General features: G+C 59.1%; 23 protein-coding genes and 1 tRNA gene. 16 read left to right on the top strand and 8 right to left on the bottom strand.

Annotated elements, in window-relative coordinates:
* The first annotated feature begins 46 nt into the window (after positions 1–46).
* The 7 genes from G7077_RS12865 (at position 47) to G7077_RS12840 (ending at position 5,710) form a co-directional block, all read left to right on the top strand.
* On the top strand, positions 47–1,090 hold the full coding sequence (locus G7077_RS12865; protein ID WP_166412055.1) for a rod shape-determining protein: 1,044 nt from the start codon (positions 47–49) through the stop codon (positions 1,088–1,090).
* Between the two features lie 16 nt (positions 1,091–1,106).
* A complete protein-coding gene (locus G7077_RS14260) occupies positions 1,107–1,646 on the top strand; it encodes an MreC domain-containing protein (RefSeq protein WP_246167580.1) in 540 nt (179 codons plus the stop codon).
* Positions 1,538–1,981, top strand: coding sequence for a rod shape-determining protein MreC (mreC, locus tag G7077_RS12860; RefSeq protein WP_246167572.1), 444 nt, complete (start codon positions 1,538–1,540; stop codon positions 1,979–1,981). The genes G7077_RS14260 and mreC overlap by 109 nt, the downstream gene beginning before the upstream one ends.
* Positions 1,981–2,502, top strand: coding sequence for a rod shape-determining protein MreD (mreD, locus tag G7077_RS12855; protein WP_166412053.1), 522 nt, complete (start codon positions 1,981–1,983; stop codon positions 2,500–2,502). The genes mreC and mreD overlap by 1 nt, the downstream gene beginning before the upstream one ends.
* A complete protein-coding gene (gene mrdA, locus G7077_RS12850; RefSeq protein WP_246167211.1) occupies positions 2,499–4,424 on the top strand; it encodes a penicillin-binding protein 2 in 1,926 nt (641 codons plus the stop codon). The genes mreD and mrdA overlap by 4 nt, the downstream gene beginning before the upstream one ends.
* Positions 4,421–5,533 (top strand): rod shape-determining protein RodA, encoded by a 1,113-nt coding sequence (gene rodA, locus G7077_RS12845; protein ID WP_166412052.1) that lies wholly within the window; start codon positions 4,421–4,423, stop codon positions 5,531–5,533. Before mrdA ends, rodA begins: the two co-directional genes overlap by 4 nt.
* 101 nt (positions 5,534–5,634) lie before the next feature.
* A tRNA-Lys gene (locus G7077_RS12840) sits at positions 5,635–5,710 on the top strand.
* Positions 5,711–6,493: 783 nt separating this feature from the next.
* Here the strand turns inward: G7077_RS12840 and G7077_RS12835 are convergent.
* The 3 genes from G7077_RS12835 to G7077_RS12825 all read right to left on the bottom strand — a co-directional run bounded on the left by G7077_RS12835 (position 6,494) and on the right by G7077_RS12825 (position 9,577).
* Positions 6,494–7,666 carry a glycosyltransferase family 61 protein gene (locus tag G7077_RS12835; RefSeq protein ID WP_166412051.1) on the bottom strand — a complete coding sequence of 391 codons (1,173 nt, stop codon included), beginning with the start codon at positions 7,664–7,666 and terminating at the stop codon, positions 6,494–6,496.
* A gap of 96 nt (positions 7,667–7,762) precedes the next feature.
* Positions 7,763–8,356 carry an FkbM family methyltransferase gene (locus G7077_RS12830; RefSeq protein WP_166412050.1) on the bottom strand — a complete coding sequence of 198 codons (594 nt, stop codon included), beginning with the start codon at positions 8,354–8,356 and terminating at the stop codon, positions 7,763–7,765.
* 624 nt (positions 8,357–8,980) lie between these two features.
* A complete protein-coding gene (locus tag G7077_RS12825) occupies positions 8,981–9,577 on the bottom strand; it encodes a class I SAM-dependent methyltransferase (protein ID WP_166412049.1) in 597 nt (198 codons plus the stop codon).
* 646 nt (positions 9,578–10,223) lie between these two features.
* Between G7077_RS12825 and G7077_RS12820 the strand changes: the two genes are divergently transcribed.
* The 4 genes from G7077_RS12820 to G7077_RS12805 all read left to right on the top strand — a co-directional run bounded on the left by G7077_RS12820 (position 10,224) and on the right by G7077_RS12805 (position 15,616).
* Positions 10,224–10,964 (top strand): hypothetical protein, encoded by a 741-nt coding sequence (locus G7077_RS12820; protein ID WP_166412048.1) that lies wholly within the window; start codon positions 10,224–10,226, stop codon positions 10,962–10,964.
* Positions 10,965–11,059: 95 nt separating this feature from the next.
* A complete protein-coding gene (locus G7077_RS12815; protein ID WP_166412047.1) occupies positions 11,060–11,695 on the top strand; it encodes a class I SAM-dependent methyltransferase in 636 nt (211 codons plus the stop codon).
* Positions 11,696–11,777: 82 nt separating this feature from the next.
* Positions 11,778–14,189, top strand: a complete 2,412-nt coding sequence (locus tag G7077_RS12810) for a glycosyltransferase family 2 protein (protein ID WP_166412046.1) — start codon at positions 11,778–11,780, stop codon at positions 14,187–14,189.
* A 110-nt stretch (positions 14,190–14,299) separates the two neighbouring features.
* Positions 14,300–15,616: a hypothetical protein gene (locus G7077_RS12805; RefSeq protein ID WP_166412045.1), complete on the top strand. Its 1,317-nt coding sequence runs from the start codon at positions 14,300–14,302 to the stop codon at positions 15,614–15,616.
* 27 nt (positions 15,617–15,643) lie between these two features.
* Here the strand turns inward: G7077_RS12805 and G7077_RS12800 are convergent, their stop codons facing one another.
* Complete coding sequence (locus tag G7077_RS12800; RefSeq protein WP_166412044.1) at positions 15,644–16,399, bottom strand: class I SAM-dependent methyltransferase; 756 nt, start codon at positions 16,397–16,399, stop codon at positions 15,644–15,646.
* Positions 16,400–16,810: 411 nt separating this feature from the next.
* Between G7077_RS12800 and G7077_RS12795 the strand changes: the two genes are divergently transcribed.
* Positions 16,811–17,278: a sterol desaturase family protein gene (locus G7077_RS12795; protein WP_166412043.1), complete on the top strand. Its 468-nt coding sequence runs from the start codon at positions 16,811–16,813 to the stop codon at positions 17,276–17,278.
* Positions 17,275–17,997, top strand: coding sequence for a fatty acid desaturase (locus tag G7077_RS12790; protein WP_246167209.1), 723 nt, complete (start codon positions 17,275–17,277; stop codon positions 17,995–17,997). The genes G7077_RS12795 and G7077_RS12790 overlap by 4 nt, the downstream gene beginning before the upstream one ends.
* Here the strand turns inward: G7077_RS12790 and G7077_RS12785 are convergent.
* Genes G7077_RS12785 through crtY form a run of 4 tightly spaced genes read right to left on the bottom strand, consistent with a single transcriptional unit; the run spans position 17,897 to position 22,699 of the window.
* Positions 17,897–19,210 carry a glycosyltransferase gene (locus tag G7077_RS12785; RefSeq protein WP_166412042.1) on the bottom strand — a complete coding sequence of 438 codons (1,314 nt, stop codon included), beginning with the start codon at positions 19,208–19,210 and terminating at the stop codon, positions 17,897–17,899. The two genes, G7077_RS12790 and G7077_RS12785, sit on opposite strands and share 101 nt — an antisense overlap.
* Positions 19,210–20,085, bottom strand: coding sequence for a phytoene/squalene synthase family protein (locus G7077_RS12780; protein ID WP_166412041.1), 876 nt, complete (start codon positions 20,083–20,085; stop codon positions 19,210–19,212). The genes G7077_RS12785 and G7077_RS12780 overlap by 1 nt, the downstream gene beginning before the upstream one ends.
* Positions 20,082–21,557 (bottom strand): phytoene desaturase, encoded by a 1,476-nt coding sequence (locus G7077_RS12775; RefSeq protein WP_166412040.1) that lies wholly within the window; start codon positions 21,555–21,557, stop codon positions 20,082–20,084. The genes G7077_RS12780 and G7077_RS12775 overlap by 4 nt, the downstream gene beginning before the upstream one ends.
* Positions 21,554–22,699, bottom strand: a complete 1,146-nt coding sequence (crtY, locus tag G7077_RS12770) for a lycopene beta-cyclase CrtY (RefSeq protein ID WP_166412039.1) — start codon at positions 22,697–22,699, stop codon at positions 21,554–21,556. Before crtY ends, G7077_RS12775 begins: the two co-directional genes overlap by 4 nt.
* Positions 22,700–22,758: 59 nt before the next feature.
* Here crtY and G7077_RS12765 point away from each other — a divergent pair, with 59 nt between their 5' ends.
* The 3 genes from G7077_RS12765 to G7077_RS12755 all read left to right on the top strand — a co-directional run bounded on the left by G7077_RS12765 (position 22,759) and on the right by G7077_RS12755 (position 25,143).
* Positions 22,759–23,187, top strand: coding sequence for a DUF2141 domain-containing protein (locus G7077_RS12765; RefSeq protein ID WP_166412038.1), 429 nt, complete (start codon positions 22,759–22,761; stop codon positions 23,185–23,187).
* An 88-nt stretch (positions 23,188–23,275) separates the two neighbouring features.
* Positions 23,276–24,232: a 4-hydroxy-3-methylbut-2-enyl diphosphate reductase gene (gene ispH, locus G7077_RS12760; RefSeq protein WP_166412037.1), complete on the top strand. Its 957-nt coding sequence runs from the start codon at positions 23,276–23,278 to the stop codon at positions 24,230–24,232.
* A complete protein-coding gene (locus G7077_RS12755; protein ID WP_166412036.1) occupies positions 24,229–25,143 on the top strand; it encodes a polyprenyl synthetase family protein in 915 nt (304 codons plus the stop codon). Before ispH ends, G7077_RS12755 begins: the two co-directional genes overlap by 4 nt.
* Positions 25,144–25,218: the final 75 nt, after the last annotated feature.

The raw sequence follows: 25,218 nt of genomic DNA, 5'->3' as shown, positions 1-25,218 counted from the left end.
AACGTGCGTTCACGCGGCGGCGAATAGAGCGAGGGACGGCAAAGGAATGTTCTGGACGCGCTGGTTCAAATGGATGAGCCACGACATGGCGATCGACCTCGGAACCGCCAATACGTTGGTCTATGTGCGCGGACGCGGGATCGTCCTCAACGAGCCGTCGGTGGTTGCCATCGAGACGGTGAACGGTATCAAGAAGGTCAAGGCGGTCGGCGACGACGCCAAGCTGATGATGGGCAAGACGCCCGACCAGATCGAAGCCATCCGCCCGCTTCGCGATGGCGTGATCGCCGACATCGACGTCGCCGAGCAGATGATCAAGCACTTCATCCACAAGGTGCACGGCGGCAAGATGCGCGCCTGGCGCTTCCCTGAGATCGTAATTTGCGTTCCATCGGGCTCGACCAGCGTCGAACGCCGCGCGATCCGCGACGCTGCCTCGAACGCGGGTGCCAGCGCCGTCTTCCTGATCGAAGAGCCGATGGCGGCCGCGATCGGCGCCGACATGCCGGTGACCCAGCCGATCGGGTCAATGGTCGTCGACATCGGCGGCGGCACGACCGAAGTCGCCGTGCTGTCGCTGCGCGGCCTTGCCTACACCACCTCCGTCCGCGTTGGTGGCGACAAGATGGACGAAGCAATTTCGTCCTACGTCCGCCGCAACCACAATCTGCTGATCGGCGAAGCCACGGCCGAGCGGATCAAGAAGGAAGTGGGCATCGCCAAGCCGCCGGTCGACGGCATCGGCAAGACGGTCCACATCAAGGGCCGGGACCTGGTGAACGGCGTTCCCAAGGAAATCTCGATCAACCAGGGTCAGATCGCCGAGGCATTGTCCGAGCCGGTTGGCACCATCGTTGAAGGCGTTCGTATCGCGCTCGAGAATACGGCACCCGAACTTGCGGCGGATATCTGCGACCAGGGCATCGTCCTTACGGGCGGGGGCGCGCTGCTCCAGGGACTGGACGAAGTGCTGCGCGACGAGACCGGCCTGCCGGTGACGGTCGCCGAGGATCCGCTGACCTGCGTTGCCCTGGGCACCGGCCGCGCGCTTGAGGAAGAGCAGTTCCGCGGCGTGCTGCAAACCGCGTAAATCGGATCGCTGAACAGTGGCGCCCCCGCGCCCCGGCTGGTCCAGGCGAGCACAATATGGGCTGTTCTTCAGCTTCATCGCGCTGGTTGCGGGCATCATCGTGGGCCTCATCCTGCTTGCTATCTCGTTGCTTGCACCCGACCGCTTCGCATCCCTTCGCGGCGCGGCGCTGGACGCGACGGCACCGATCACCAGCGGGCTGAACGAAGTTAGTGAGACCGCTGGCGGTCTGGTCGGCGGGGCCGGCAATTACTGGGACGCGGCACGACAGAACGGCAAGCTGAAGCAAGAGCGGGACGCAATGCGTCAGCAGCTCGTGCTGGCGCGCACGATCCTTCAGGAAAATCAGCAGCTGAAGGCCACTCTGCGATTGCGCGAGCGGAGCCCCGGGTGGTTGCAACCGGGCGTATCGTCGGATCTTCCTTCGGCAGTCTCCGGCGGTTCGCCATCCTGTCCGCGGGAAGCGGCGACGGTGTCCAGACCCGCATGCCGGTCCGCGCAGCGCAGGGCCTCATCGGCCAGGTTACCGATGTCGGCCGTCTGGCGTCACGCGTGATGCTGATCTCCGACAAATTGAGCCAGGTGCCCGCTACCCTTCTTCGCGGCGCGGTTCCGGTCATCGCCGAAGGCCGAGGCGATGGCACGGTCGCCGTTCGGCCGCTGGAAGTCGGCCAAAACCCCTTTCGGCGGGGCGACATCATCGTCACTTCGGGCACCGGTGGCATTTATCCGCCCTTGATACCCGTCGCGCGGGTCGTGAGGCTTGACGAATATGGGGCGATCGCGATGCCTCTCGCCGATCCTGCGCGGGTCAATTTTGCCGTGGTCGAACAAGCGTATGAGCCGGAGGTTCAGGCCAACGAAACCCGGGATGTGGCAGAGCAGCGCTGATGGTGCGTGCGGCTCTCGGCAACAAGCAGAGGATCGGTCAGGGGCCGCGGCGACTGGCCAAGATCATCCCGGCCTTGTCGGTGGTCGGCGCGTCCATGCTCAACCTGCTCCCGATCGTGTCCCTGACGGGGTGGTATCCGGACTTCGGCCTGCTCGCACTACTTGGATGGCGTCTCCTGAGGTCCGATCCCTGGCCGGCCTGGTGGGCAGCCCCGCTCGGCTTAGCGAACGACCTGATCGCCGGCCTGCCGGTTGGACTTTCGGCGTTCCTCTGGCCCGCCTGCATGCTCATCCTCGACCTGCTGGACCGGCGTACCATGTGGCGGGACTATTGGATCGAGTGGCTGCTCGCCACGCTCCTCTTGATGGCAAGCAGCTGGGTCCGGTGGCGAGTGGATGTCATAACGGGTGCGCAGCTGGAATATAATGCCGCCGTTCCCTCCTTACTGCTCTCCATCTTCGTCTTCCCGATCGCGGCCTGGCTGGTGACGATGGTCGATCGCTGGAGGCTGGGCCGGTGAAGAGTCCCAAGCGCTTCACCTCCGTCCACCAGTCGCTGACTTTTTCGCGGCGAATGACCCTGATCGGCGGCGCTCAGGCTGCCGTCGGCGCTTTGCTGGTCGGCCGCCTGGGCTGGCTGTCCATTGCACAGAACGAGCATTATCAGCTGCTGTCGGAAAGCAACCGCGTCCAGCTGATCGTCGTGCCGCCGCGCCGCGGGTGGCTGGTCGACCGCCATGGAAGGCCGATGGCGATCAACCGCAGCGACTTCCGGGTCGACATCATTCCCGATCAGCTGGAAAATGTCGAACATACGTTGCGCACCCTCGCCCAAGTACTCGAGCTGACGGTCGACGATGTTCAGCGGCTGATCGACGAACTCAAGACCAAGAAGGGCTATCAGCCGATCCAGGTGGCGGAAAACGTGCCCTACGACCGCTACGCGGCGGTCACGGTCCGGTTGCCCGAGCTTCCGGGCGTCCAGCCGATGCGCGGCTTTTCCCGATACTATCCCGACGGTCCAGCCGTCGGCCACCTGATCGGCTATGTCGGGTCGGCCTCGGCCGCCGAATATGAAAAGGAGAAGAACCCCCTTCTCATCACGCCCGGCTTCAAGATCGGCAAGGAAGGACTGGAAAAGACGCTGGAGCCGCGCCTGCGCGGCATTCCCGGAGGACAGCGGGTCGAGCTAACCGCGCGCGGCAAGCTGGTTCGCGAACTCACGCCGAAACCCGACCGCAGCGGCGCACAGGTACAATTGTCGATCGACGCCGACCTGCAGGAATTCACCGCGCGCAGGATGGGTGAGGAAAGCGGGTCCTGCGTCATATTGGATTGCTGGACGGGCGACATCCTCGCCATGGTCTCCATGCCCTCCTACGACCCCAACAACTTCTCGGACGGCATCGGCCGCAAGGAATGGAGCTCGCTGTCGAAGGATCCCCGCAAGCCACTGCTCAACAAGGTCCTCAACTCGCTTTATCCGCCAGGCTCGACGATCAAGCCGATGAACGGCTTAGCGCTTCAAGCCCATGGCATCGATCCCAAGGAGCGGATCAACTGTCCCGGGGGCTACCGTCTCGGCAACCGCTTCTTCCGGTGCCTCGGACGCCACGGCGCGGTCGATATGCACCGCGCCATCGCCAAGAGCTGCAACACCTATTTCTACGCGATGGGTAACCGCATCGGCTACGACAAGATCGCGCCGATGGCGCGCATGCTGGGTCTGGGTCAGAAGTTCGACTTGCCGGTGGTCAGCCAGAGCTACGGAACCGTTCCGGACAGCGCCTGGAAGAATCGGCGCTATCACGACACGAAAGGTTTTCTCGAACGTCCGGACTGGACGAACTCCGACACGCTGAACGCTTCGATCGGTCAGGGCTTCCTGATCCTCAATCCGCTGCAGCTCGCAGTCATGGCAGCCCGAATCGCCTCGGGGCGCAACGTTCAGCCGCAGCTGATCGGGGTGCACAAAAATCCGGCAGCGGCGCTCGACATTCCGCAGGCGCACCTGGATGCGGTACGTGGCGGCATGTGGGAAGTGGTCAACGGCGACGGCACCGCCGGTGCCAGCCGCCTGCCCTTTCCGGATATCCAGATGTGCGGGAAGACGGGCACGGCGCAGGTGCGGCGAATCGCCGGCAGCCAGCGGGGCCAGGGCGGAGATTGGCGTTACCGCGATCACGGCCTGTTCGTCTTCTTCGCACCCCATGACCGGCCGCGCTATGCCGGCGCCTGCGTGATCGAGCATGGCATGGGTGGTGCACGCGCCGCGGCTCCGATCGTCAAGGATGCCCTGACCTTCCTGTTCGACCGCAAAAAAGCGATGAATGCGCTGAGCGGTTTCGAGCAACAGTGGGGTGGCACGCTGGCTGAGCGCAATGCGCGCAGAAACGAGGCAATCAAGGCCGCGGCCGAGATCAAGCCACCGATCCCCGAATGATCTCCTCCGCCATCATTCCCCAGCCGCTCGCGCGCCTGCCGTGGCGCCTGATCTTTCTGGTTGCCGCCATCTCCGGCATCGGGCTCATCACGCTCTATTCGGCGGCGGGCGGGTCCGCCCAGCCGTGGGCTTTGAAGCAGGGCATTACCATCTGCGCCTTCCTCGGAATGGCGATGGTCATCTCCGGCATCAAGGAACAGACGATCAAGGCTTTTGTCTTCCCTGCCTACGCCGCGATCCTGATCATGCTCATCGTCGTCGACATGGTCGGTTTCGTCGGCAAGGGCGCGCAGCGTTGGATCGACCTCGGCTTCATCCGGCTGCAGCCGAGCGAGTTCATGAAGCCGGCGATCGTGTTGACGCTCGCGCGCTTCTACGATCTTCTTCCCGCAGGAGACATCCGGCGGTGGCGGGCGTTGTGGCCTGCGCTTGCTCTTACCGGCGTGCCGGTCGCCTTTGTGATGCTACAGCCAGACCTTGGGACGTCGCTGATGGTGCTGTTCGGCGGCGCGGTCGTCATGTTCGTGGCCGGTTTGCCTATGTGGTATTTTATTGGGTCAGCAACGGCAATCGCCGCGGCCCTGCCATTGGCCTTCGCGCTGATGCATGAATATCAGCGCAAGCGGGTTTTGATCTTTCTCGATCCGGAAAGCGACCCTCTTGGTGCGGGCTACCATATCAGTCAGTCGAAGATCGCGATCGGATCTGGCGGCATATTCGGGAAAGGCTATCTTAACGGAAGCCAGAGCCATCTCGACTATCTGCCCGAGGGTCATACCGACTTCGCCTTCGCCACCATGGTCGAGGAATGGGGGCTCGTCGGCGGAGTCGTCCTGATCTTTGCTTACTTCATGGTGATCCGATGGGGCATGAAGGTCAGCGTCAATGCGAAGACCCGCTTCGGCCAGCTCGCGGCGGCAGGCCTTTCCGCCACGATCTTCTTCTATGCCTGCATCAACCTGATGATGGTGATGGGCCTGGCGCCGGTGGTCGGCATTCCTCTGCCGATGGTAAGCTTCGGCGGATCGGCGGTAATGACGGTAATGATCTGCCTTGGGCTGTTGATGTCATTCGAACGGCAGCAGCGGACAGGGTCAACGCTCAGCTAAGCGCAATCAACGGTTCCGCTGTTGCGCATGCCAAACCGCCATGCTACCGGCCTGCCGCGCGCCCAGCCACAGGCTCCGGAGCGCTCCGCCAGAATGGCAGTGGACGCATAGCTCAGTTGGTAGAGCAGCTGACTCTTAATCAGCGGGTCCTAGGTTCGAGCCCTAGTGCGTCCACCATACTTGTCAGACACTTAGCTAGGATCTTTGAGCGCGCAGCGCCATCACCTATTGACCGCTTAGTCGCTAGGTAACCTTTAGGAGTGGTTTCGCACTTTGCGGCGGCGCGCGATCAGCTGAGCGGCCCGACTGCCCACTTCAAGAGCCGCTGCCGCATCGGGCCGATAAGGACAATGGGAAGATCGCCCCGACCGGCTCACCCTCAAAAGGGTCAAGAGGTCAGCGCTGGAGAATGAAACCCGGAGGCAGCGGTGAGGCGATCTATAGGGCGACACAATGTCCTTGCGAGACTTAGGCTTAATAGTAGGGCTCTTTTCGTAATCCTTCAGCGTTTGCAGCAGCTCCGACCATTGCGAGGCTAATGAGTCTCGTTCGGATCAACACCAGACAGTTTAGGGTAGCGCTCCTTCAGGAACGCACGGCCCACCGCTCGGGACTCCCTCATTGCCGCCGAATGCCCGACGTGTCGCATCGGTGTGACTGTCGCAAAAGGCTATAGTCGTTCTCTGCCTCAAGTCCAAAGAGGATGGTTGCGACACGTCGTGCTGAGATTGGTCCTCATTGCCAGAAACGTCCTTCTTACCTCCGCGCTTGGGTGGGAAAATCAGGAGTGGGAACGCCGTAGATCAAGCTACTTGGACGAACCTAGCAGAAAGGGTCGACGCATGTGCACCTTTGCACGCTCAACTCCTTCGTGAACCCTTCACATATGAATCTATTCGATCAGTCAGCAAGGCGAAGTCGCTAGTCGTTGCAAGTGCGAAATGGAGGTGCGAACCTTCGCTAAACGTCCGCAACGGGTGTAAGTCGGAGCGGCAAGTAGATACGCATTAACCTACACCGCAGGGGGCGGCTGGCCGTTAAGCCCACTTGCGTGCGCGTCGATACCAGTCCCGCCTGTTCCAGGAGTCTGATTGTCAGCGCCACGTCAAGGGAGTGTTCACGCTCTTCGTTGGGCCCTCCAATTGACTTGATATAGAATGAACGGTGTTCCTTCAGCGAGTCTATTAAAAGACAATTCTCAAAACCACGGCCCCATGTAATCACCGCTATATTTGCTCGTCCAAATTGCGAAAACAACGCGGTGTGCAGGGCGGACCCGATGATGCCCAAGATGAGTGGGGCCTGTTCAAAAAGGGAAATCTGATCACACAGCCGCAAAGTTTCAGGACGAACCACATCGAAGCCGCGCCTCGACAATTCCGCCTCTAGTTCCGGTTCGGCATCGCTCCTACGGATCTTCCCACGCCCCTTGCCGATCACATCCGAAGCGTCAGGCAATCCGGTGCGGCTTAGATAGACGGGTCGACGCCAACCTCTAGCGCCGCTGTTAAGCTTCCTGGCAGCCGCGGTGTGAGGCTCATCAGCAACTGAAAAGGCCTTCCATCGATACTCGAAGGAAGTGCCCGGACAAACGACCTCTCGGAACAGCGTCGGCTCGTCGGCTGGAATGATGCGAGCGGAAAGCCCCAACGCATCGAACACGTCCCTACTGAATTGACGCCAGCCATCTTCGACAGGCGGTCTGGTAAATAAAACAGGGAGTTTAGGAAACATGTCTCTGGCCCACAGCCGCGACATGCTGTCGATTAAGAAATGCCCATAGTGGGGTGTCAGATGCCCTGCGAACAGGACCGGTCCGTCAATGATGTTGAGGTTTGCGGGCACGCCGACTTCCGCTTTTGGTCGAACCCTGAGCTTGTCTTTGAGACGAGCCGGCGCTGCGGGCGAGAGCGTCATCTCTGCGGCCTCGTCAATGCGATGTCCCTCTGTAGTGTAGAGGCTGGCGAGCCCTGGAATGGCGATAACTTCGTGGAGCTTATGGATCAGCGGGAGCCCCGGATCAGGGCGTTGGACGACCTTTTTGAGCCGATGCTCTGCCTCGCCCGGCGCAAAGCCATAAAAATGCCGCCGCCCCATGCCCTTCGATTTATAAGGCGAAGTGAACGTCTGCAACGGGGCGATTGCAGCCCGCTGCTGAACGTCCGCGATGGGTGGATAGCCGACGCGTCAGTGACCTCTTCAATAAAGCCGCGATCGGCATCAGACGATTCAGTCCAAGACAAACTCGTAAGTCGGAGACGCGTTGAACACGTTACCCGTCGCACGATAGCCGAGAGGACCGATCACCGAGAGAGTTGCGGCCATGTCTTCGTCGGTGTGGGCTTCGATGAACAGGCGTGGTTGATCTTCGGCTAATATCCGCGTCATGCCACGAAGGGCGGAGGGTTCGGCGCCTTCGATGTCCATTTTGACTAGCTTGATGCCAGGAGCAACTACTTCGTCCAGCTTCACCGCCTTGAACGGAACAACTCCCTTGCGGGGGAACTCGACCTCAATCGTGTCAGAATCGCTTGCGGCATAAGGGATGACAGTGATCTTGCTCGCTAAGTCGTTCAACTCCGCGAACTCGTTGAGAACACCAATGGCTTCATCGCTCGGCTCCACCGCATAGACATGTGTCGAAGGACATTCGGAAGCAAAGAAGACCGTGTGGTTTCCTATATTTGCGCCCACGTCTAGATAAGCGCCTTCAATTCTTAGTGCCTGAATGTGGCTGAGCATCCGATGCTCATACCAGCCTTCGTTGTGCCAATGTCTGGCGATGATTCCAGTTCGTTCAGGCGGAAGTTTCAGCCATTTCATCCTGTGGATCCTACTTCGAGATAGGACCATAAAGGCTGAGACATTTCTTTTCAAATCCGGTTATGAAGAAGCACGAAATCGTTGGGGCCACTGAATGTCCGCGATGGGTCGATTGCAGACCTTAAGCGGACGTCTTCAATGGGTGGAAAGCGGAGTTCGCCAAGGTAGTTCTCGAACTTCGACATGTCAGTCCGCTATACACGTTAGGCGATGGCAAAGCTTATACTGCATCTTGGCATGCACAGGATTGGCTCAACCGCAACTCAGCCCTCTCTACCCGCAAACAATGGCAATGGGGTCCTTTACCCGATTATCGGCGAACGCCCGTAAAGACCGCATCACGAGGATGCGTTGGACCAGATATTCGCGAGAGAGAGGTTCGAGACACAGGAATTGTTCACCCTCCCAAGCTCAACTCGCCTCTCCATCCGCGAGCATCACCAATCCTGATGAATGAGGAGAGGCTGGCGCGAATAGCGGGATGGAGAAGAGGTTATAAGACAGGCCGCGAACGCCGCTGGCAGCAGGCCTGTGAGCGGCAAAGTGCGCCCCTAACGCTAAGCGCAGAGCCGCCGGAAATGATTTGAGAAGCGTTGGTGCCTTGTAGGCTACTATGTAGTCTACTTAATGATGAGTTTTCCAGTAAAAATGCACTGAGTGACTAGTCAAACGAGTAAGAGCCGTAACGGGGATCCCGCTCCTTTGGCAGTCATCGAAGCTGATGATGGACGTCAGATCGACTTTTTCAAAGTTTGAGAACGCAAGATGAATGCGCTGCAGGAAATCCCGGGTGCCGAACGATCTAAGATGATCGAATTGACCGTACAGCCTGTCGCGCTCCTCATAGGTCACATTTGGGTCCATATCCTCGCGATACCATTCTGAAAAAAACGGAACCACGAAAGCATGAAAACCGCCCACTTCAACAGCGGCATTCATTGCAAGCAAAATCGATGTGAGATCACCAGGAACGTGCTCTAGGACATGTGAGTGGACGAGCCCGCGGGCTCCTCTAGTTGGAAGAAACTCTGTTGAACGCGACAAATCGATCCGCTTAACGGGGACCTCACTCCAGTCATAGTTTTCCGGAGAAAGGTCCGCCGGTGTGTAAGACGCACCGAACATTTCCTGAAGCACACTGCCGACACCTTTTTCCGGGGCAAAGTGGTATACGGGAAGTTCAGAGCCGGCAGGATTGATAGCGCGGAGCGCAAGCGCCATCAGACGGCCTCGCTCGTGCGAACCGCAGCTAATGCACCGAAGCCGGGTCGCTTTTCCTCTAAATGGACCAAACTCGTGGCCGAAACAGATGGGGCAGGTAAGAGTATCAGTTGAGGTTTGTTGCATAGTGTCGCCCCTAGAGACGCTCGGAAAAGGGCGCAAGTTGACTGACGATCAGCCGATGAGTGCTGAAATGAATTCATTTATCAAGCATGAGCCGAGGGTCATTTAGCTGCAGTAGGTTGACGAACCTTCACGGCAACGGATCGGAGATGCTCTCTGCAGATCGAAAGGGCCTTTGGCCGAATGTCCGGGAGGGTTGAAAGCCTTCGGAATTTTGTGTTGACTTGGTGCTTACCCATTCCCCCACCGCTCAGCCTTAGGAACGCCGCGTTGCGCAGCCGAGAACTAACAAGCTGGCAGCAGTGTCAATCCGTCTCGCCGTTTTGCCGCACTTGCCCCGATTTTGATCAAGCCTCGCCTGATACTCACTGGGAACACGCCATTGAGCTTGCTCACAACAATGCTTAGGATCTCAGCGGTTCGCTGTGCTCCTCACTGCTCAGGTAAGATTGCTGATCCTGCGTGATGAGGCACTGTTCCCGCGACATCAGATTGACATCTCACGTTAGGACGCTTGAAAGCAATGTTTACGGCTGAACATGAATCGAGCGTTGACAGTAAGGTGGTCACTTGCCCGATTTGCTCAAGTAAAGAATTCGGCGCTTACCGAGGGAAGCCAAACCGCCTTCGATGTGCCGGTTGCGGTTCGCACGAACGAGGACGCTTCCTGGCTTTGGTATTCAAACGTTTAGGCATTAAGAACTCAGGCTTACCCGTCTTTCACTTTGCCCCCGAAATGGGAATGGCGCGGGTGCTTCAGGAACTATTTCATGAGGCCTATGTACCGGCTGACGTCTCTCCTGAATCCTATGATTGGCTGAATACTCCGGTACGCTATGTCGATCTGTCCTCTCCAAGCAAGTTCCTGCCGAAGGGCGGCGTGCAGGGCCTCGTGCATTCACATGTTTTGGAACACATACCTGGAGATTTGACGAGCACCCTTCTGCAAATGAATGAGGCAATCCAGGTGGGCGGATTCCATGCGTTTGTCGTCCCAATCTTTTCAAAATGGTATCGAGAAGACATGAACCCGGAACTTTCGCACGAAGAACGTGATGAATTGTTCGGGCAATTCGACCATCTCAGATCGTTTGGAAGTGAGGACTTTCTTGAGCGTATAGATGTGGGCTTCTCAGGTTTCAAGAAGATCGACCTTACGGAGTTTATAAGTGAGGCTGATTGCGAAATGTCAGCCATTCCTGTTTCATCTTTGACGCAATTGACTAGCCATTCGGTTCACTTCTATCGGAAGATACGCGATTGAAGGCGAGCTCTAGCTATTGATGCCCATGTTGCGCCGCGCTGTCTTATTCACAAGCTTCGACGCTGCGGACAAGTTCTGAATTGAGGGATACCAGCTTGCAGAGCCTTGTAGAGAATTCGGCCTTATACTGGGAGGAACGCTACGCATCGGGCCGTAACTCCGGTGCAGGATCCTATGGCAGACTTGCTGAGTTCAAGGCTAATTTTATCAACAGCTATGTTGCTGAAGCCGGTATTCAAACTGTCTTGGAGTTTGGGTGTGGAGATGGCGCGCAACTCGCTCGCGCTAAATACCCGAATTACATCGGAGTCGACGTGTCTTCGACTGTCTTGAACCTTGCTCAGAGAGCCTTTGATGGAAACGATGCTATCAAGTTTCTTCACGCTGATGCTGTTGAATGCGATTTCAGAGCAGACCTAACGTTATCATTAGACGTCATTTACCACCTTGTTGAAGACGATGTTTTTGAAAAACACATGCAGCAGCTATTCCATCATTCCCGGCGTGCAGTCATCATATACTCAAGCAACCAAGATGGTGTGCTGGCACCGCATGTTCGGCATCGGCGGTTTACCAATTGGATTTCGGACAACCGCGTCGGCTTTGAGCTAACGATGTTCAAATCAAACATGTATCCTTACGATGAGTCAGATCCGAACAACACGTCGTTCAGCGACTTTTACGTTTATGAGGAGTCAAGGTCAGTCGCTCGGAACGAAGTTCGTACTTAACATGGCGGCACACCCCTGGCGCTCACCAACCGTGAATACTTCGCCTGCTTCAACGAACGTCGCGCCGGAAGACGCGTTTGCTTTGCTGATTGCGCCCAACTCAACGCGTTTCCTCGACGAGTTGGAAAACGCAGAACACTGTGTCGTGTTTTTGAGCCTTGATGCTCTTCGGCGTTCCCTTGCTGATGCAGGGCCGCGACTCTTGTCTAAGCCGGTCGTTATTTTGTCTGACGGACATTCGCTGGCTAACGACTACCTCGTGGAGGCCGTTCGCCTACATTGGCGCTTCGGCGGCAAGTATGTGCTCTCGCGTGTCAGATGTGAATATGAGGCAAAAAGTGGCAAGTTGCAGCTCGGGCATCCTGCTCACGCTGAGCTTCAACGTATTGCGACGCTGGGAGGCAGCATGGTCATGCCTCTGGAAGAAGCACTGGCATGCAAGGACGAAGAGCACTTGTTTGTTCCCACAATTGGATTTGCCGTCTGCATCCCTCAGCACCCATTAACCGAGACGGAATTAGAAGAACTCGAACGTGCGTGTACTCCAAGCAGTGATGACGCCAAGGAGCTCGAACGTCTTGCCAAGATGGGTTCGTTGGGCCACCAACATATTCTTAAATTACAACCACAGTCTCGATGGCCGATCGCGAACGAGGTTGAACGTAGACTGCAGGACTTCGATTGTCTGCTCCGGGATTTAAGCTTAAGGGCCGCAGAACTTACGGTGGAAGTCGCAACAAAGACGCTTAGGTCATTTGACGACTATCAGGATGATCTTCTATTTCGATTTGAGCTGGCAGACAGCTTCTTATCGGCTCTTTCGCTGCGAGGAGACATCTTGCTGGTGCTGAATGAAGCAATGCTTCAGAAATATTTCGACTTGTGTCGGCGATGTAGCGAGGCTGATTCAATTGCCAGCAATCTGGTCGTTGTCGCCTCTAAATTATGTCAGCGAGAGCCAGGCGTCATCCCGCCGCTCTTCCAATTTCTTGCCGCTCATCTCTCACCAGTGGCCTTGAACTCAACATTTGCTTTTTGTGCAGGCGAGCTTCCAGTCTCGGAAGAGCATTTCCTTGCTTTGGCAGATAGTATGCGAAGTTTTGCAGACGATACGATCATGGCGTTGCTCCTCACCAGTCTGATAAGGATCAAGCCGGCTTGGCTCATGAAATCCAAAGTACTAAAACGCTTTAACAGGCTACTTTCCTCGAATCAACGACACGTTGTGGAGGCTCAGTTTGGACAAGAGATCTTAGACAAGATTGAGGTTTCCGCTAACATTACAGATCGCTTTCGGGCGGCTGTATTGGAGTTAGACAAGGCGAGAGCGCTGTCTATTATTGCTGACGAAGCGGAGTTTACTAAAGTAGACGTTCGTAAATGGATGGACAGCTTACGGGCGTTGTCCAACGAACTTCGAGAGCTTGGTGTTCGCGTATCAGACTTAGACGGTTTAGGACTGGACGCGGCCAATCGCCAACTGGCGGCAATCATTTTTTCGGATGCCACAGCGGCAGAGCAGCTCCGCGTGTCAGGCCTCTTGGACGATCATGATGCAATGAACGCTGTCGCTTTAAACTTATCAGGTAATGGCGAGATGTTGGACAGCATTATCGCTGAGAAGTGTGCGGCGAGCACGATTACTCCTTTAAAGATCAGAGGCAATTCCACGCTCGATGTGTTCAGTAATGCCTGTTCAACGGCGACAGAGTTACCGCAAATCGATGGACCTCTCGTCTCGGTCATAATGTCGGCCTTCAATCCAGACATGAGTTTGATGGAGGCCGCGCTAAGCTCCGTTTCGAATCAAACGTGGAGGAATGTTGAAATTTTCGTCGTCGACGACGCCAGCGATGTTGATAAGGCCAATCAGATAGCTCGGCTGGTTGCGAAGTTTAACCAGGCTGAGTTGATCCGCCTCAGCACCAACGCGGGCCCTTATGTGGGACGCAATCTTGCGCTTCGTAGAGCGCAAGGAGAATACATCGCCATCCAGGACGCCGATGATTGGTCGCATCCGCAGCGCTTTGCCGCTCAGATTGAGTACCTGTCCCGCAACCCGGCAGCTCAAGTGGTTGCTTCGGAACATATCCGCATCAACGGTGCCGGTCTCGTAGCGCTTGAAGGTCAGTTTGAAGTATTCGGTGACGGCCCAATGACGTCCATGTTCCGTGTAGAAGTGTTCCGCGACGTAGGCGACTTCGCCGCCGTCTGCTCTCGTGGCGACATCGAGATGAGGGATAGGATCATGGCGTACTACGGCTATCAAGCGGTTGCGCACCTTCCCCTGCCGCTAGTGCTTTGCTTTGCCGGCTCTCAGACCTTGTCTCATCGAGCGCTTGCGGAGAAGGGTCCTCACGTCAGACTGTTCCGCGCTAATATGGCTCGCCGCCCTGATCTTAATAGCCTGCGCCGAGATGGAGTGCCTTTACGACTGAGCCACCAAGTGCAGATACCTGTCGGACTGAGGCCTGCAACTACCAGGTTGGCCTGATGATAAACCACGGCTTTGTGGACATCTGCCTGACAACGATCAGCAGTCGGTTAGACAGTGTATGCTTAACCCTCAGGTCTATACTCGAGCAGGATTACGCCGCTTCTCGGGTGAACCTGTATCTGTCGAGAGAGCCGTATCTTCTTGATGAAGGCGTCCCACAGCTTCCGACAGAGATCATCTTACTAGGAGAGGAGTTCGAGGACCGATTGCGCGTGCAGTATACTCGCAACACCGGGCCCTATCGGAAGCTTCTACCCTATCTTGAGGAGAATTGGGGTCTGTCTCGTCTGGTCGTGACTGCCGACGATGACACGATATACCCCAGAAATTGGCTGACAGATCTTCTTGCTGCTCACCAAAGCTTAGGATGCTCGATCGCCTTCAGAGGTCATCGCATGGTAATCGAGGATCAACAATTTGCGCCTTATCGGACATGGATGCGCAGCACTATAGTGCAGAATCCAAGCTTGTTGATTGTTGGCACGGGGAAAGATGGCATCCTTTATGATACGGCGTTCTTCCCAAAGAGCGTGCTGGACATCGATGCGGCGATGCGCTTGGCCCCGACGGCAGACGATTTGTGGCTGCGATGGAATTTGGCACGGAACGGCGTGCCGACGTTCGTGATAAACACGGATTACCGCACCCCGCTCGACGGCGTGAGTTATGACGCCAGCTTGTACATGACTTACAATTCAAACGGCGGAAATAACAAGGCAATTTCCGATCTGGACCAATACTTTCAGCAAACCTTCAACTTCGATCTTAAGCTCGTTGGACAACTGCCCTTAAACGGATTCCTCGATCCGGCTAAGTCCGACGCGCCAGAGGCATTCAAGCATGAGCGCCCGCTCGTTAATGACGAGACCTTTGCTGACGTAAGGTCTGAAGCTGCACTGCCAAGTCGTGTGGGGCTTTCTGAATGTTGGTCCCTCGACTTCAAGGCCATGAATTCGGATGTTCATGGTAAGGTAAATCCCGACCCATCTGGCGGGCTTAGGCTCCAATGGCAGGGCGCGCCAAAGTTTGTTCGCCTATGGCAGAACATCGAGCTTAGCGAGGCTGAGCTAAAGGATGCGGTCGCCGCTGAGATCAATTTGACCCTTGAAGCGAATATTCGGGACAAGGCCATTTTGAATTCTGTGATCATCAAAGAGGGTGAGATGGGCGACGGACTCACCCACAAATTGAAGTTGAGCCCTGCTGTGCTAAATCGCGCGGGAGCTATGCGCATTCGGGCGTACGCCGATGGGCTAAGACTCGGGCAGCAGAGATGTCAGCTACGAATTGAATTCAACCAGTCGGCGCAGGAACTTGTTGTCCGCTCGGTGCAAGGCAAACTTATAGTCACTCCGGTCATCGGGCCAAAATCGACGACCTCTCTGCTGCCACGCTGCAGCCAGCCGGATAGCAGTCAACTGTAGATTGAAGTTAAAGCTTTGTCGTGATCTTCAAACTGGACTCTCCGGACCACTTACGTTTGCTGCAACGGCCTCATTAGTTTCTGCCGGTGTAGCCACAAAGCAAATGTGGCCAGCATATTGCAACATCCGATGATTGATCTGCTTCGTCGACATCCCAGCCTTTCCACCCTTTCGGATGAGTCTCTGGTTCAGCGGCGAAGTCGCGCCGAAGAATTTTGAATATCGCTGATCACGATTGCTCGCAGACCGCATTATAAGGGTTGGTCCATCGATCCCTGGCCGCAGCTGTTCAAGTTTAAGGCCGGCACTCAACAGGATCTTTCCAAAGCCATAAATCGTGAAGTTCCAGAGACTAAACGAATGATATGGTTCTAGCTGTGACACGGACCCAACAAAGGAGCCGCTAGGCTTCAGTACTCGCCTCACGTCCATAAGCAACTTCAAGGGATTTGCGACGTGCTCAAACACTTGATGAGAGAAAATGATGTCAAAAAACTCGGCGTCGTAAGGCAGGTCGGTTCCGTTGAAGGTCTCGAATTGAACATCAGCCCGGCTACGCGATGCGACCTCGGGTGAAACTTCGATGTCCACTCCATAGTACGTCAAGTTCTGATTTATACTCGCGAACAGGTCCACGGCCCGACCGTCGCCTGCTCCTAAATCTAGGATCTTGAGTGCTCGCCGAGATCCTATCACTTCACGAACCAGCCGATGAGATGTGTATTGCTCCGCCACGTCCCCCGGGATCGCCGGTCCAACAGTGTTCCAATAGTCGTCTGACATCGTTCCTCTCATCTGTGCCTGGTCGACGGCAACTTAGCGTGGCCGATCAGATCGCCAGCTGCTTCATCTGAAGTTTAGCTTCCGCCTGAACTCCGCTGCTGAAGCTTTGCACGACTGCCTAATTCCTCAAGCGAAGAGCTAAGTCGGTCAACGCACGCCTACCTTGGACAAGGTGCCTGCTAGCAGACCTGTTCCTTCCTCACCAGTGCGCCGCAGGAGCATGTAGTGTAAGATGGGATGGCTGGTCGGTCGGGGCGTGGAATTTGCGTAGGTATTTCGAAGGAGCCGTACCGCCGCGCCCTCATCCTACAGCTTCTCAGAGGTCAGATTCCAAGCCGAGCAGTCCATCCTTTCGGCCATGTCGACCGCTCTTCGCTGGACCGGTCAAACACCTCAAGCTACAGGCTTTTCATGGGCTTGGATGCGTTTGTTGCGGCCGGTGTTGTGATCGCCACGGTGATCGCGATGGAGGTGTTTGCGACGCTGATCCACCGCTTCGTCATGCACGGCGTGGGCTGGGGATGGCACCGCTCTCACCATGAGCCGTCGACTGGGTGGTTCGAGCGGAACGACCTCTATGCGATGATCTTCAGCTTGATCAGCGTGGGCCTGTTCATTGCTGGGAACAGATGGCCGTTACTGTGGTGGGCAGGCGTCGGGACCGTGGTTTACGGCCTGCTTTACGTCCTGGTCCACGACGGTATGGTTCACCGGCGTATTCCGTTCCCCAGGCGGCGGCTGGGAGCTTATGGGAAGAGGCTCGTTCAGGCGCATCGGCTTCACCATTCGGTTCGAGAGCGGGACGGTGGTGTCTCCTTCGGCTTTCTCTACGCGCCTCCGGTGGCAAGCCTGCTGGCGCGCCTCAAAGGGTCACGGTGATCGTTTCCGCACAGGCTGCAAAGGGTCTGAGCCTCGCCGGTATGATCATCGGCGGCTGGCTCGCGCTTCATATCTGGTCAGTATTCTTCCTGCCGCTCACGCGCGGGACTTACGTCGCCGCGCCCCTTATCGTCGCGCTGATCTGCTGGCTCAACGTTGGCATGTTCATCGTCGCGCATGACGCTATGCATGGCTCGCTTGCGCCGGGGCGCCCCGCTTTAAACCGCTGGGTCGGACGTATGGCACTGCTGCTCTACGCGGGCTTCTGGTACGACCGCCTGATCGCCGAACATATGTCCCATCATCGGGAGCCGGGGACGGCAGGGGATCCGGATTTCAGCGTCGACCACTCGACCAGCTTCTGGCCTTGGTTCGTCACCTTCTTCCGCCATTATTTCGGGTGGCAGCAAATGGCCTTCCTGACGGCACTTACAATTGCCTACCTCTTGCTGGGTGCAAGCTACGCCAACATCCTGCTGTTTTGGGCCCTGCCCGCCATATTGTCCGCCCTGCAACTCTTCTATTTCGGCACCTATCGTCCGCATCGGCAGGAGGCGCATCCATTTGCCGATCGCCACAACGCCCGCACCAATGATTTCGGCTGGTTGGCGTCGCTGCTCAGCTGCTTTCACTTCGGCTATCACCACGAGCACCACCTCGCGCCGCACGTCCCCTGGTGGCGCCTTCCGGCGGAGCGGCGCCGGTCGCTCTCTCGATGATGTCGGCAGCCCGGCGAACACCGCCAGCCAAGGCGATTTCCGCCTGAAGGGCCGCCGCGCTGACGCGGTAGGCAGGATCGGCAAGCGCTGCCGCAACGGCGTCCCGAATTCGACCCGGCGTCCGCCAGCGGTAGAGCACCTCCCCAACCCCCGCCCGTTCCAGCCGCGCCCCGGTCGCCGGCTGCTCAAAGGCTAGGGGCATGCCGACCATCGGCACTCCGAAGCTCAGCGCGTCCATCACTGTGTTGAAGCCGCAATGAGTGATTGCCAGCGCGCTTTTGGCCAGAACGGCTCGCTGCGGCACGAAGCTGCGCACCATCGGATCGCCCGGCAAGCTTGCCGACTGTCGTTCGCTCAGCATTCCACCATGGGCGATCAGCAGACGGAGGTCCAAGCTTTGCACAGCCTTCGCCACCGCTCGGAAGATCGACAGGCGCGAGCCCTGCAGCGTACCGAGAGAGCAGAAGACCAGCGGCTTCCCGTCATTTGGCAGCCCCAGGTCCATCGGCTGATCCCGTTCGCGCAGCGGGCCGACGTAATGGAAGTTCGCGGGCAGCCGCTCTCTTGGAAAATCGAGTCCGCGGACGCATTGGGTCAGCTGCGCCACTTCCGACAATGTGTCCTCGGCGAAGCGAACATCCGGCTGACCGAGACGGACCGCGTGTCGCCGAATGACCTTCGTGATCGGCCGCTCGATGAAGCGCGCAACCCGGTACCCGCCAAGATTGCGACGGATGCCTTTGGGGGTGGGATCGTAGGGCCATGCCAACACAGGCGGCGGCACTCCAGGCTCCATGTTGAGCGGGAGAGCATTGGCGACGTTGACGTAAGGCAACCCAATGGCGCGCGCGACGAGACTGCCCGCCGCGTCTGCCTGGTCGACGATCAGCGCATCCGGCTTCAGTTCCTCCAGCGCGCCCGGAAGGTCGCGACACACTGTGTCGGCAAAGTCCGCAAGGTCCAGGATCAGACGGCGCAGGCTTAGCGGGCCGCCGAGCTTGCCCAATCGCTTGAGGAATGGCTCCAGGCTGCCGTCAGGCCAATCGCTCTCTCCAAAGCTTCTGAACTCGAGGTCCGGTGATAGCTTTCGCCGCATGTCGGGAAAGCCGAGAAAGGTGACCCGGTGACCACGCGTTGCGAGCTCCCGCGCAAGCACGGTCATCGGGTTGATATGTCCGGGAAGCGGCGGACAGGTGAAACCGAAGTACGCCATCAGGGCCGGCGGCGCACCACCGCTTCGGCAAGGCTGGGAACCAGAAAGCCGAGCTTGCGCGCGCGGCCGATCGTGACCCGCTCGTCCCACGCAGCTTCGCCCAGACTGCCTACCCGCCGACCGATGGCTCCATAAATCCGTGCCGCCGCAAGGACCGCCAGGCGGGAACGGAACGGCAGCCGGTTGACGCCCGATCGCGACCGGGCCTCGTACAGGTCGACAAGCCCGACGAGCCGGTCGACCATCGCCAGCAGGCCAGCGCGGTGCTCGGGCGCGAACAGCTCGGCCTGCGGGATGCCGAATTCGGCGAGCCAGTCACTGGGAAGGTAGCAACGGCCATTGAGATGGTCCTCGCGAACGTCGCGGGCGATGTTCGACAGCTGAAAGGCGATGCCGAGGTCGGAGGCGCGCTCCAGCGTAGCCTGGTCGTCTGCCGGCACACCCATGACGATCGCCATCATGCACCCGACCGACCCAGCCACATGGTAGCAGTAGCGGATGAGATCGTGGTGCGTCTTGGGCTGCCAACCGGCCGCGTCGAGCTCGAATCCCTGAAGATGATCGTCGAGCAGGCGCTGCGGGACCGGCCGTTCGCTGAGCAGCAGCGCAAGCGCCTCGAACGGTAGCTCGGCGACGGACTCGCCCCGCACCACCCGGGCCGTCTTGTCGCGAAGGTCCGCCACACTGCCGCGCTCCACCGAGCCTTGCCCCATCACCTGCCCGTCGCACTGGTCGTCGCAATGACGGCACCAGCTGTAGAGCAGCCAGGCACGCTCGCGCGTTTCGCGGTCGAACAGGCGACTCGAAGCGCGGAAGGACTTGGAACCGCGCTGGATGGCGTCGAACGCTCCAGCAACGATCTCGTCGCGGGTCACCGCGCCAGCTCGTCCAGCATCAGCCCCGCCGTTGCCTTAGCGCTTCCGACCACGCCCGGAATGCCGGCGCCCGGATGGGTGCCTGCCCCCACGAAATAGAGATTGGGAATGACGTCGTCGCGGTTGTGAACGCGGAAGTAGGCGCTCTGGGTGAGCACCGGTTCCAGGCTGAAGGCGGAACCGAGGTGCGACTGAAGCTCACTGTCGAACTCGCGGGGCCCGAAATGGAACAGCTGATCGATGCGCCCGCTCAGCCCCGGCATCATGCGCTCCTCGAGGATGGCGATTACCTGCTTGGCATAGGCCGGGCCTTCGACCGCCCAGTCAAGCGGCGCCTTGCCGAGATGGGGAACAGGCGCCAGAGCATAGAAGGTCGCCTTGCCCGGAGGGGCCATGCCTGGATCGGTGGCGGTCGGGTGATGCAGGTAGAGCGAAGGGTCTGCCGCCAGCCGGTCGCCCTTGTAGATATCGTTCAGCAATCCCTTGTAACGCGGTCCGAACAGAATGCTGTGGTGGGGTATGTCCGGCCAGGTTCCGGTCGTGGAAAAATGCACGACGAACAGGCTTGGCGAGAAGCTCTTGCGGCGCAGCGCCTTCGCCCTTTTCTTTCCGCGCGCATGATCCAGCATGTCGTAGGTGCGAACGACATCGGCATTCGACGCAACGGCATCGAACCTACCGGACCAGCCGCTGCGGGTGCGAACAGCGGAGGCCTTGCCGCCGGAGACCGAGATCTCCTCGACCGGATCGTCGAGCCGCAGCGTTCCGCCGAGCCGCTCGAAATGGCGAACCATTCCAGCAACCAGCTTGTTCGTTCCGCCGCGTGCAAACCAGACTCCGCCGTCCCGCTCTAGCTTGTGGATCAAGGCGTAGATTGCGCTGGTCGTCATCGGATTGCCGCCGACCAGCAGGGTGTGGAAGCTCAGCGCCTGCCGCAGCTTCTCATGACGCACAAAGCCCGACACGATCGAATAGACCGACCGCCAGGCCTGGTAGCGCGCCAGCTTGGGGGCGGCGGCAAGCATCGACTTGAAATCGAGGAACGGCACGGCACCAAGCCGCTCATAACCCTCGACGAACACTCCAGCCGAATAGGCCAGGAACTTGCGATAGCCCTCGACGTCACTCGGCTCCAGTTCGCGGATCTGGGCGAATAATTTCTCGTCGTCGTTCAGATAATCGAAGGTGGAGCCGTCCGGCCACGACAGCCGGTAGAATGGAGATACCGGCAACAGCTCGACGTCCACTGCCATGTCGGCACCGGTGATATCCCACAAATCCTTGAGGCAATTGGGATCGGTGATGACGGTTGGGCCGGCGTCGAAGACATGCCCGTCCTTTTCCCAATAATAGGCGCGTCCGCCCGGCTTATCGCGCCCTTCCAGGATCGTGGTCTGGACACCGGCCGACTGAAGACGAATGGCGAGCGCTAGTCCGCCGAAGCCGGAGCCAATGACGGCCGCGCTGCTCACGCCGCCTGCCTCCGCATGGCGCCCAGTGCCCGGCCGATCGGCACAGGCGGTGTTCCCGTCAAAATTCTCAATTTATCGCCCATGGTCAGGTCCGCAGCGTAGAAGCGCCCAATCGTTGCCTCGGGTAGACGGTAGAAATGCTCAAGGACCCGGTACCGCTCGTCAGGCGTTGCGGCGCGAAACAGCATTCGGTTCAACAGCTGGAAGAAGCGCCGCTCGCCCCACAGCGTCTCCGCATATCGTTTAAGCATTTGCTTGATGGCCGCAACGGTGAACTCCCTCTGCGCCGACAGCAGCAAGGCAAGCCGGGCCGCGTCCGGCAGCGAATAGCCGGTCGTGGGATGAAAGAACCCTCCCCGAATGCCGATGGGTGTTGCCGCTGCCGTTTCCCAAAGCGAGGCAATCTCACCTTCGATCACGACAGGAAGCACGCCCCGCTCCGCATCGACCTGCTCGAAGGTGCCGTATCGGGTCGCGAAGCGATCGAGCTCGCCACCAAGCACCTTTTCGTCAAGGTCGGCACCCTCGGAATAATAGGTGTCCTCGATCATCAGCTCGGTCGGGCTGAACGGCAGGAGGTAGATGAAACGATATCCGTCCTGCTGCCGCACCGTACCGTCCATGATCATCGGTCGTTGGCAGCCATGAGGCTCGGCGAAGCGGTAGGTATGACCGACGAATTTCTGCCAGCCGAGCGTCAGCCCATCCATCGCCGTCGGGCCACGCGCATCAAGCACGAGGCCGGCGTCTATCCGCTCTCCGCCTGCAAGGACGATGTGGTCCGCTGATACTTCCGCGATCGGGCTGTTCAGCCGGTACGCCGATGGTGCCAGCCGCGCCCGGAGCACGTCATCCAGGCGGCTGGAGCGAACGCTATTGTAGCCGATCCTGATGGTGCGCGCGCGCTTGGGAAAGGCGATGTCGTGGTCCGGCCAGTGCTGCGAGATCAACGGTTGAAGCAATGCCTTCGCTTCGGCGTCGACATCGGTGTCGAAGAAGGACCAGACGTGCTGCCCGCCGAAGCGCTCCCCCTGCTCCACCACCACTACCCGGACGTCCGGCCGGCGCTCGAGCATCGCGAGCGCCACCAGCCCTCCGGCAAGACCGCCGCCGGCAATCAGAATGTCTACTGGGTCGGTCACGATAGCGCGGAACATCCAGGGCGGTTGGCGGAAGCTGCCAAGTCCGCGTAGGACGGGTCATGGCCTTTGAACATCTGCTTCCACTCGCCACATCCATTTTTCTTGCAGCGGCGGCGCCGGGCACAACGCTCGATCTGCCGATCTCCAACGCCCGAAACACGAAGGGCGTGTTCCATATCTGCGTCACCGCGGCGGAGCGGCAATTTCCCGACTGCAGCAAGGATCCGGCGGCCATCAAACGAACGGTGGCGGCGACGACTCGAAGCGTGCGCATCGGCGGCATCCCGGCTGGACGCTATGCGGTCACCCTGTTTCACGATGAAAACAATAATCAGCGGCTGGACACCATGCTCGGCATCCCGCGTGAGGGGTTCGGCTTTTCCCGAAATCCCGCTGTTCGGTTCGGCGCGCCCAAGTTCAGGCAGGTGGAATTCCAACTTGTTCCTGGCAACAACAGCCAACCCATCCACCTTCAATACCTTCTTTAGCCTACTGGTGCGGGGTTTCGGTCCTGCATAAAATGGTCGTTGGGTGGGTTGCTGTGAGCGGAACGAGATGCGGCACTCGCCAACGACCATGAGATCCACTTCCCCGCCGCTTCCCTCCGGGCTCCCAACCCTGGATGTCGTGATGGTGGCGCCGCGCGGCTTTTGCGCAGGTGTCCGCCGCGCAATCCGCGCCGTCGAGGACGCGCTCGATCATCATGGGGCTCCGGTCTACGTCCGCCGCGCTATCGTCCATAATCTAGAAGTGGTTCGGTCCCTAGAAACGAAGGGCGCCGTGTTCGTTGAGGAATTGGATGAGGTACCGGAGGGAGGGATCGTCATCTTCTCCGCCCACGGGGTCGCGCCGGAAATCGCTGCTGAGGCGAGGCGTCGAGGCCTCAAGAGCTATGACGCCGTCTGTCCCCTAGTCGCCAAGGTCCACCGGGAGGTCGAGCGGCATCAGCGCAATGGCCGCGAGATTGTGCTGATCGGGCATGAGGGCCATCCGGAAATCCAGGGCACCGTCGGCAGGCTGCGTTCCGCCCACCTGGTCCAGCATGTGACCGACGTCGAGGCACTACCGATCGCGCCCGACGCTCCCGTGGCCTATGCCGTTCAGACGACCTATTCGGAAAGCGATGCCGCGGAGATCGTGGAGGCATTGCGCCGCAGCTTCCAGGACTTGGAAGAGCCGGCGACCAGCGACATCTGCTACGCCACGACCAATCGCCAGCGCGCGATCACCGATACCGCCGGCCACGTTGACGGAGTCATCGTAGTCGGCGAGCATTTCTCGTCCAATGCCTGCCGCCTGACGGAGGTTGCCGCACAGCGCTGCCGGTCGGTGCAGCTGGCCGCCGGTCCGCATGAACTGAACTGGGACCTGCTGTCCGGGCTGGGCTCGGTCGCTATTACTGCAGCCGCATCGACCCCGGAAACCAGCGTCGCCGCCATCGTCGAGGCTCTCCGATCCCGGTTTACCGTCAGGATGTCGGAGCAGGCTGGAATAGCCGAGCAGACGATGTTCAAGCCGGTAGCAATCGCATGAGCACCATCCCCGAAGGCGTTCTTCGATCCAGCTTGCAAGAGGCGATGGCGGACGTCGCCCGCGAAATCGATGCTGCCTTTGAGGCGGAGCTTCAACTCCCCGACGACCCCTCCGCCCGTCTTTACGAGGCTATGCGGCACGCGGCGGTGGGTGGCGGCAAGCGCCTTCGTCCGCTTCTGACTTGTACAGCGGCCGACCTGTTCGGAGTGCCGCGTAGCCAATCTCTTCGCGCCGGATTGGCCGTCGAGTGCATCCACGTCCATTCCCTGATCCACGACGATCTTCCGTGCATGGATGACGACGCGCTGCGCCGTGGCAAGCCCACCGTTCACGTCGCCTTCGACGAGGCGACGGCGGTTCTAGCAGGCGATGCGCTGCTCGCCCTGTCGTTCCAAATCCTCTCTGCCGCGCCGACTCACCCGTCGGCCGAGGTTCGGGCACACCTGGTGACGGAGCTTGCCCGGGCATCGGGAGCCTGGGGAATGGCTGGCGGGCAGATGCTGGACCTCTTTGCAGCCCCGGATGAGCATGATCTGAAGGCGATCACCCGCCTGCAGCGGCTGAAAACCGGCGCCCTGATCGGCTGGTGCCTCGACGCCGGCGCCATTCTCGGGGAAGCGTCGGGAGACGTCCGGACTCACCTGCGCGGTTACGGGCAGAAGCTGGGACTGGCCTTCCAGATCGCCGATGACCTGCTCGATGTCTGCGGCGAGGAGGCGGCGGTGGGCAAGCGCCTCCAGAAGGATGCGGAGCAAGGCAAAGCGACGTTCGTCAGCCTTCTCGGTGTCGAGCGGGCACGGCAGCAAGCCGACCTGCTGATCGAGCAGGCGGTCGAGCATCTTCGTCCGTTTGGCAGCCGCGGGTCGCTTCTCGCCGAGCTTGCCGAGTTCGTCATCGCCCGCGACCGCTAATCCCTACAGCTCTCGCACGACGCGCTTGACTTCCCCTCGTTCGGACGGAACGAAGCGCGCGAACGAAGCAAGGGG

This window comes from Sphingomonas piscis, from assembly GCF_011300455.1.
In the GTDB taxonomy this organism is placed as follows: domain Bacteria; phylum Pseudomonadota; class Alphaproteobacteria; order Sphingomonadales; family Sphingomonadaceae; genus Sphingomicrobium; species Sphingomicrobium piscis.
The sequence above is the reverse complement of the archived record's forward strand: the minus strand, read 5'-3'. Positions and strand labels throughout refer to the sequence as shown.

Bases quoted from the DNA above. Each gene is read 5' to 3' on its own strand.
- G7077_RS12830 (WP_166412050.1), bottom strand. From the start codon at position 8,356: ATGAAATGGCTGAAACTTCCGCCTGAACGAACTGGAATCATCGCCAGA.
- G7077_RS12865 (WP_166412055.1), top strand. From the start codon at position 47: ATGTTCTGGACGCGCTGGTTCAAATGGATGAGCCACGACATGGCGATC.
- mreD (WP_166412053.1), top strand. From the start codon at position 1,981: ATGGTGCGTGCGGCTCTCGGCAACAAGCAGAGGATCGGTCAGGGGCCG.
- G7077_RS12825 (WP_166412049.1), bottom strand. From the start codon at position 9,577: ATGGCGCTTGCGCTCCGCGCTATCAATCCTGCCGGCTCTGAACTTCCC.
- ispH (WP_166412037.1), top strand. From the start codon at position 23,276: ATGAGATCCACTTCCCCGCCGCTTCCCTCCGGGCTCCCAACCCTGGAT.
- rodA (WP_166412052.1), top strand. From the start codon at position 4,421: ATGATCTCCTCCGCCATCATTCCCCAGCCGCTCGCGCGCCTGCCGTGG.
- G7077_RS12800 (WP_166412044.1), bottom strand. From the start codon at position 16,399: ATGTCAGACGACTATTGGAACACTGTTGGACCGGCGATCCCGGGGGAC.
- G7077_RS12755 (WP_166412036.1), top strand. From the start codon at position 24,229: ATGAGCACCATCCCCGAAGGCGTTCTTCGATCCAGCTTGCAAGAGGCG.
- G7077_RS12785 (WP_166412042.1), bottom strand. From the start codon at position 19,210: ATGGCGTACTTCGGTTTCACCTGTCCGCCGCTTCCCGGACATATCAAC.
- G7077_RS12795 (WP_166412043.1), top strand. From the start codon at position 16,811: ATGGGCTTGGATGCGTTTGTTGCGGCCGGTGTTGTGATCGCCACGGTG.
- G7077_RS12765 (WP_166412038.1), top strand. From the start codon at position 22,759: ATGGCCTTTGAACATCTGCTTCCACTCGCCACATCCATTTTTCTTGCA.
- G7077_RS12820 (WP_166412048.1), top strand. From the start codon at position 10,224: ATGTTTACGGCTGAACATGAATCGAGCGTTGACAGTAAGGTGGTCACT.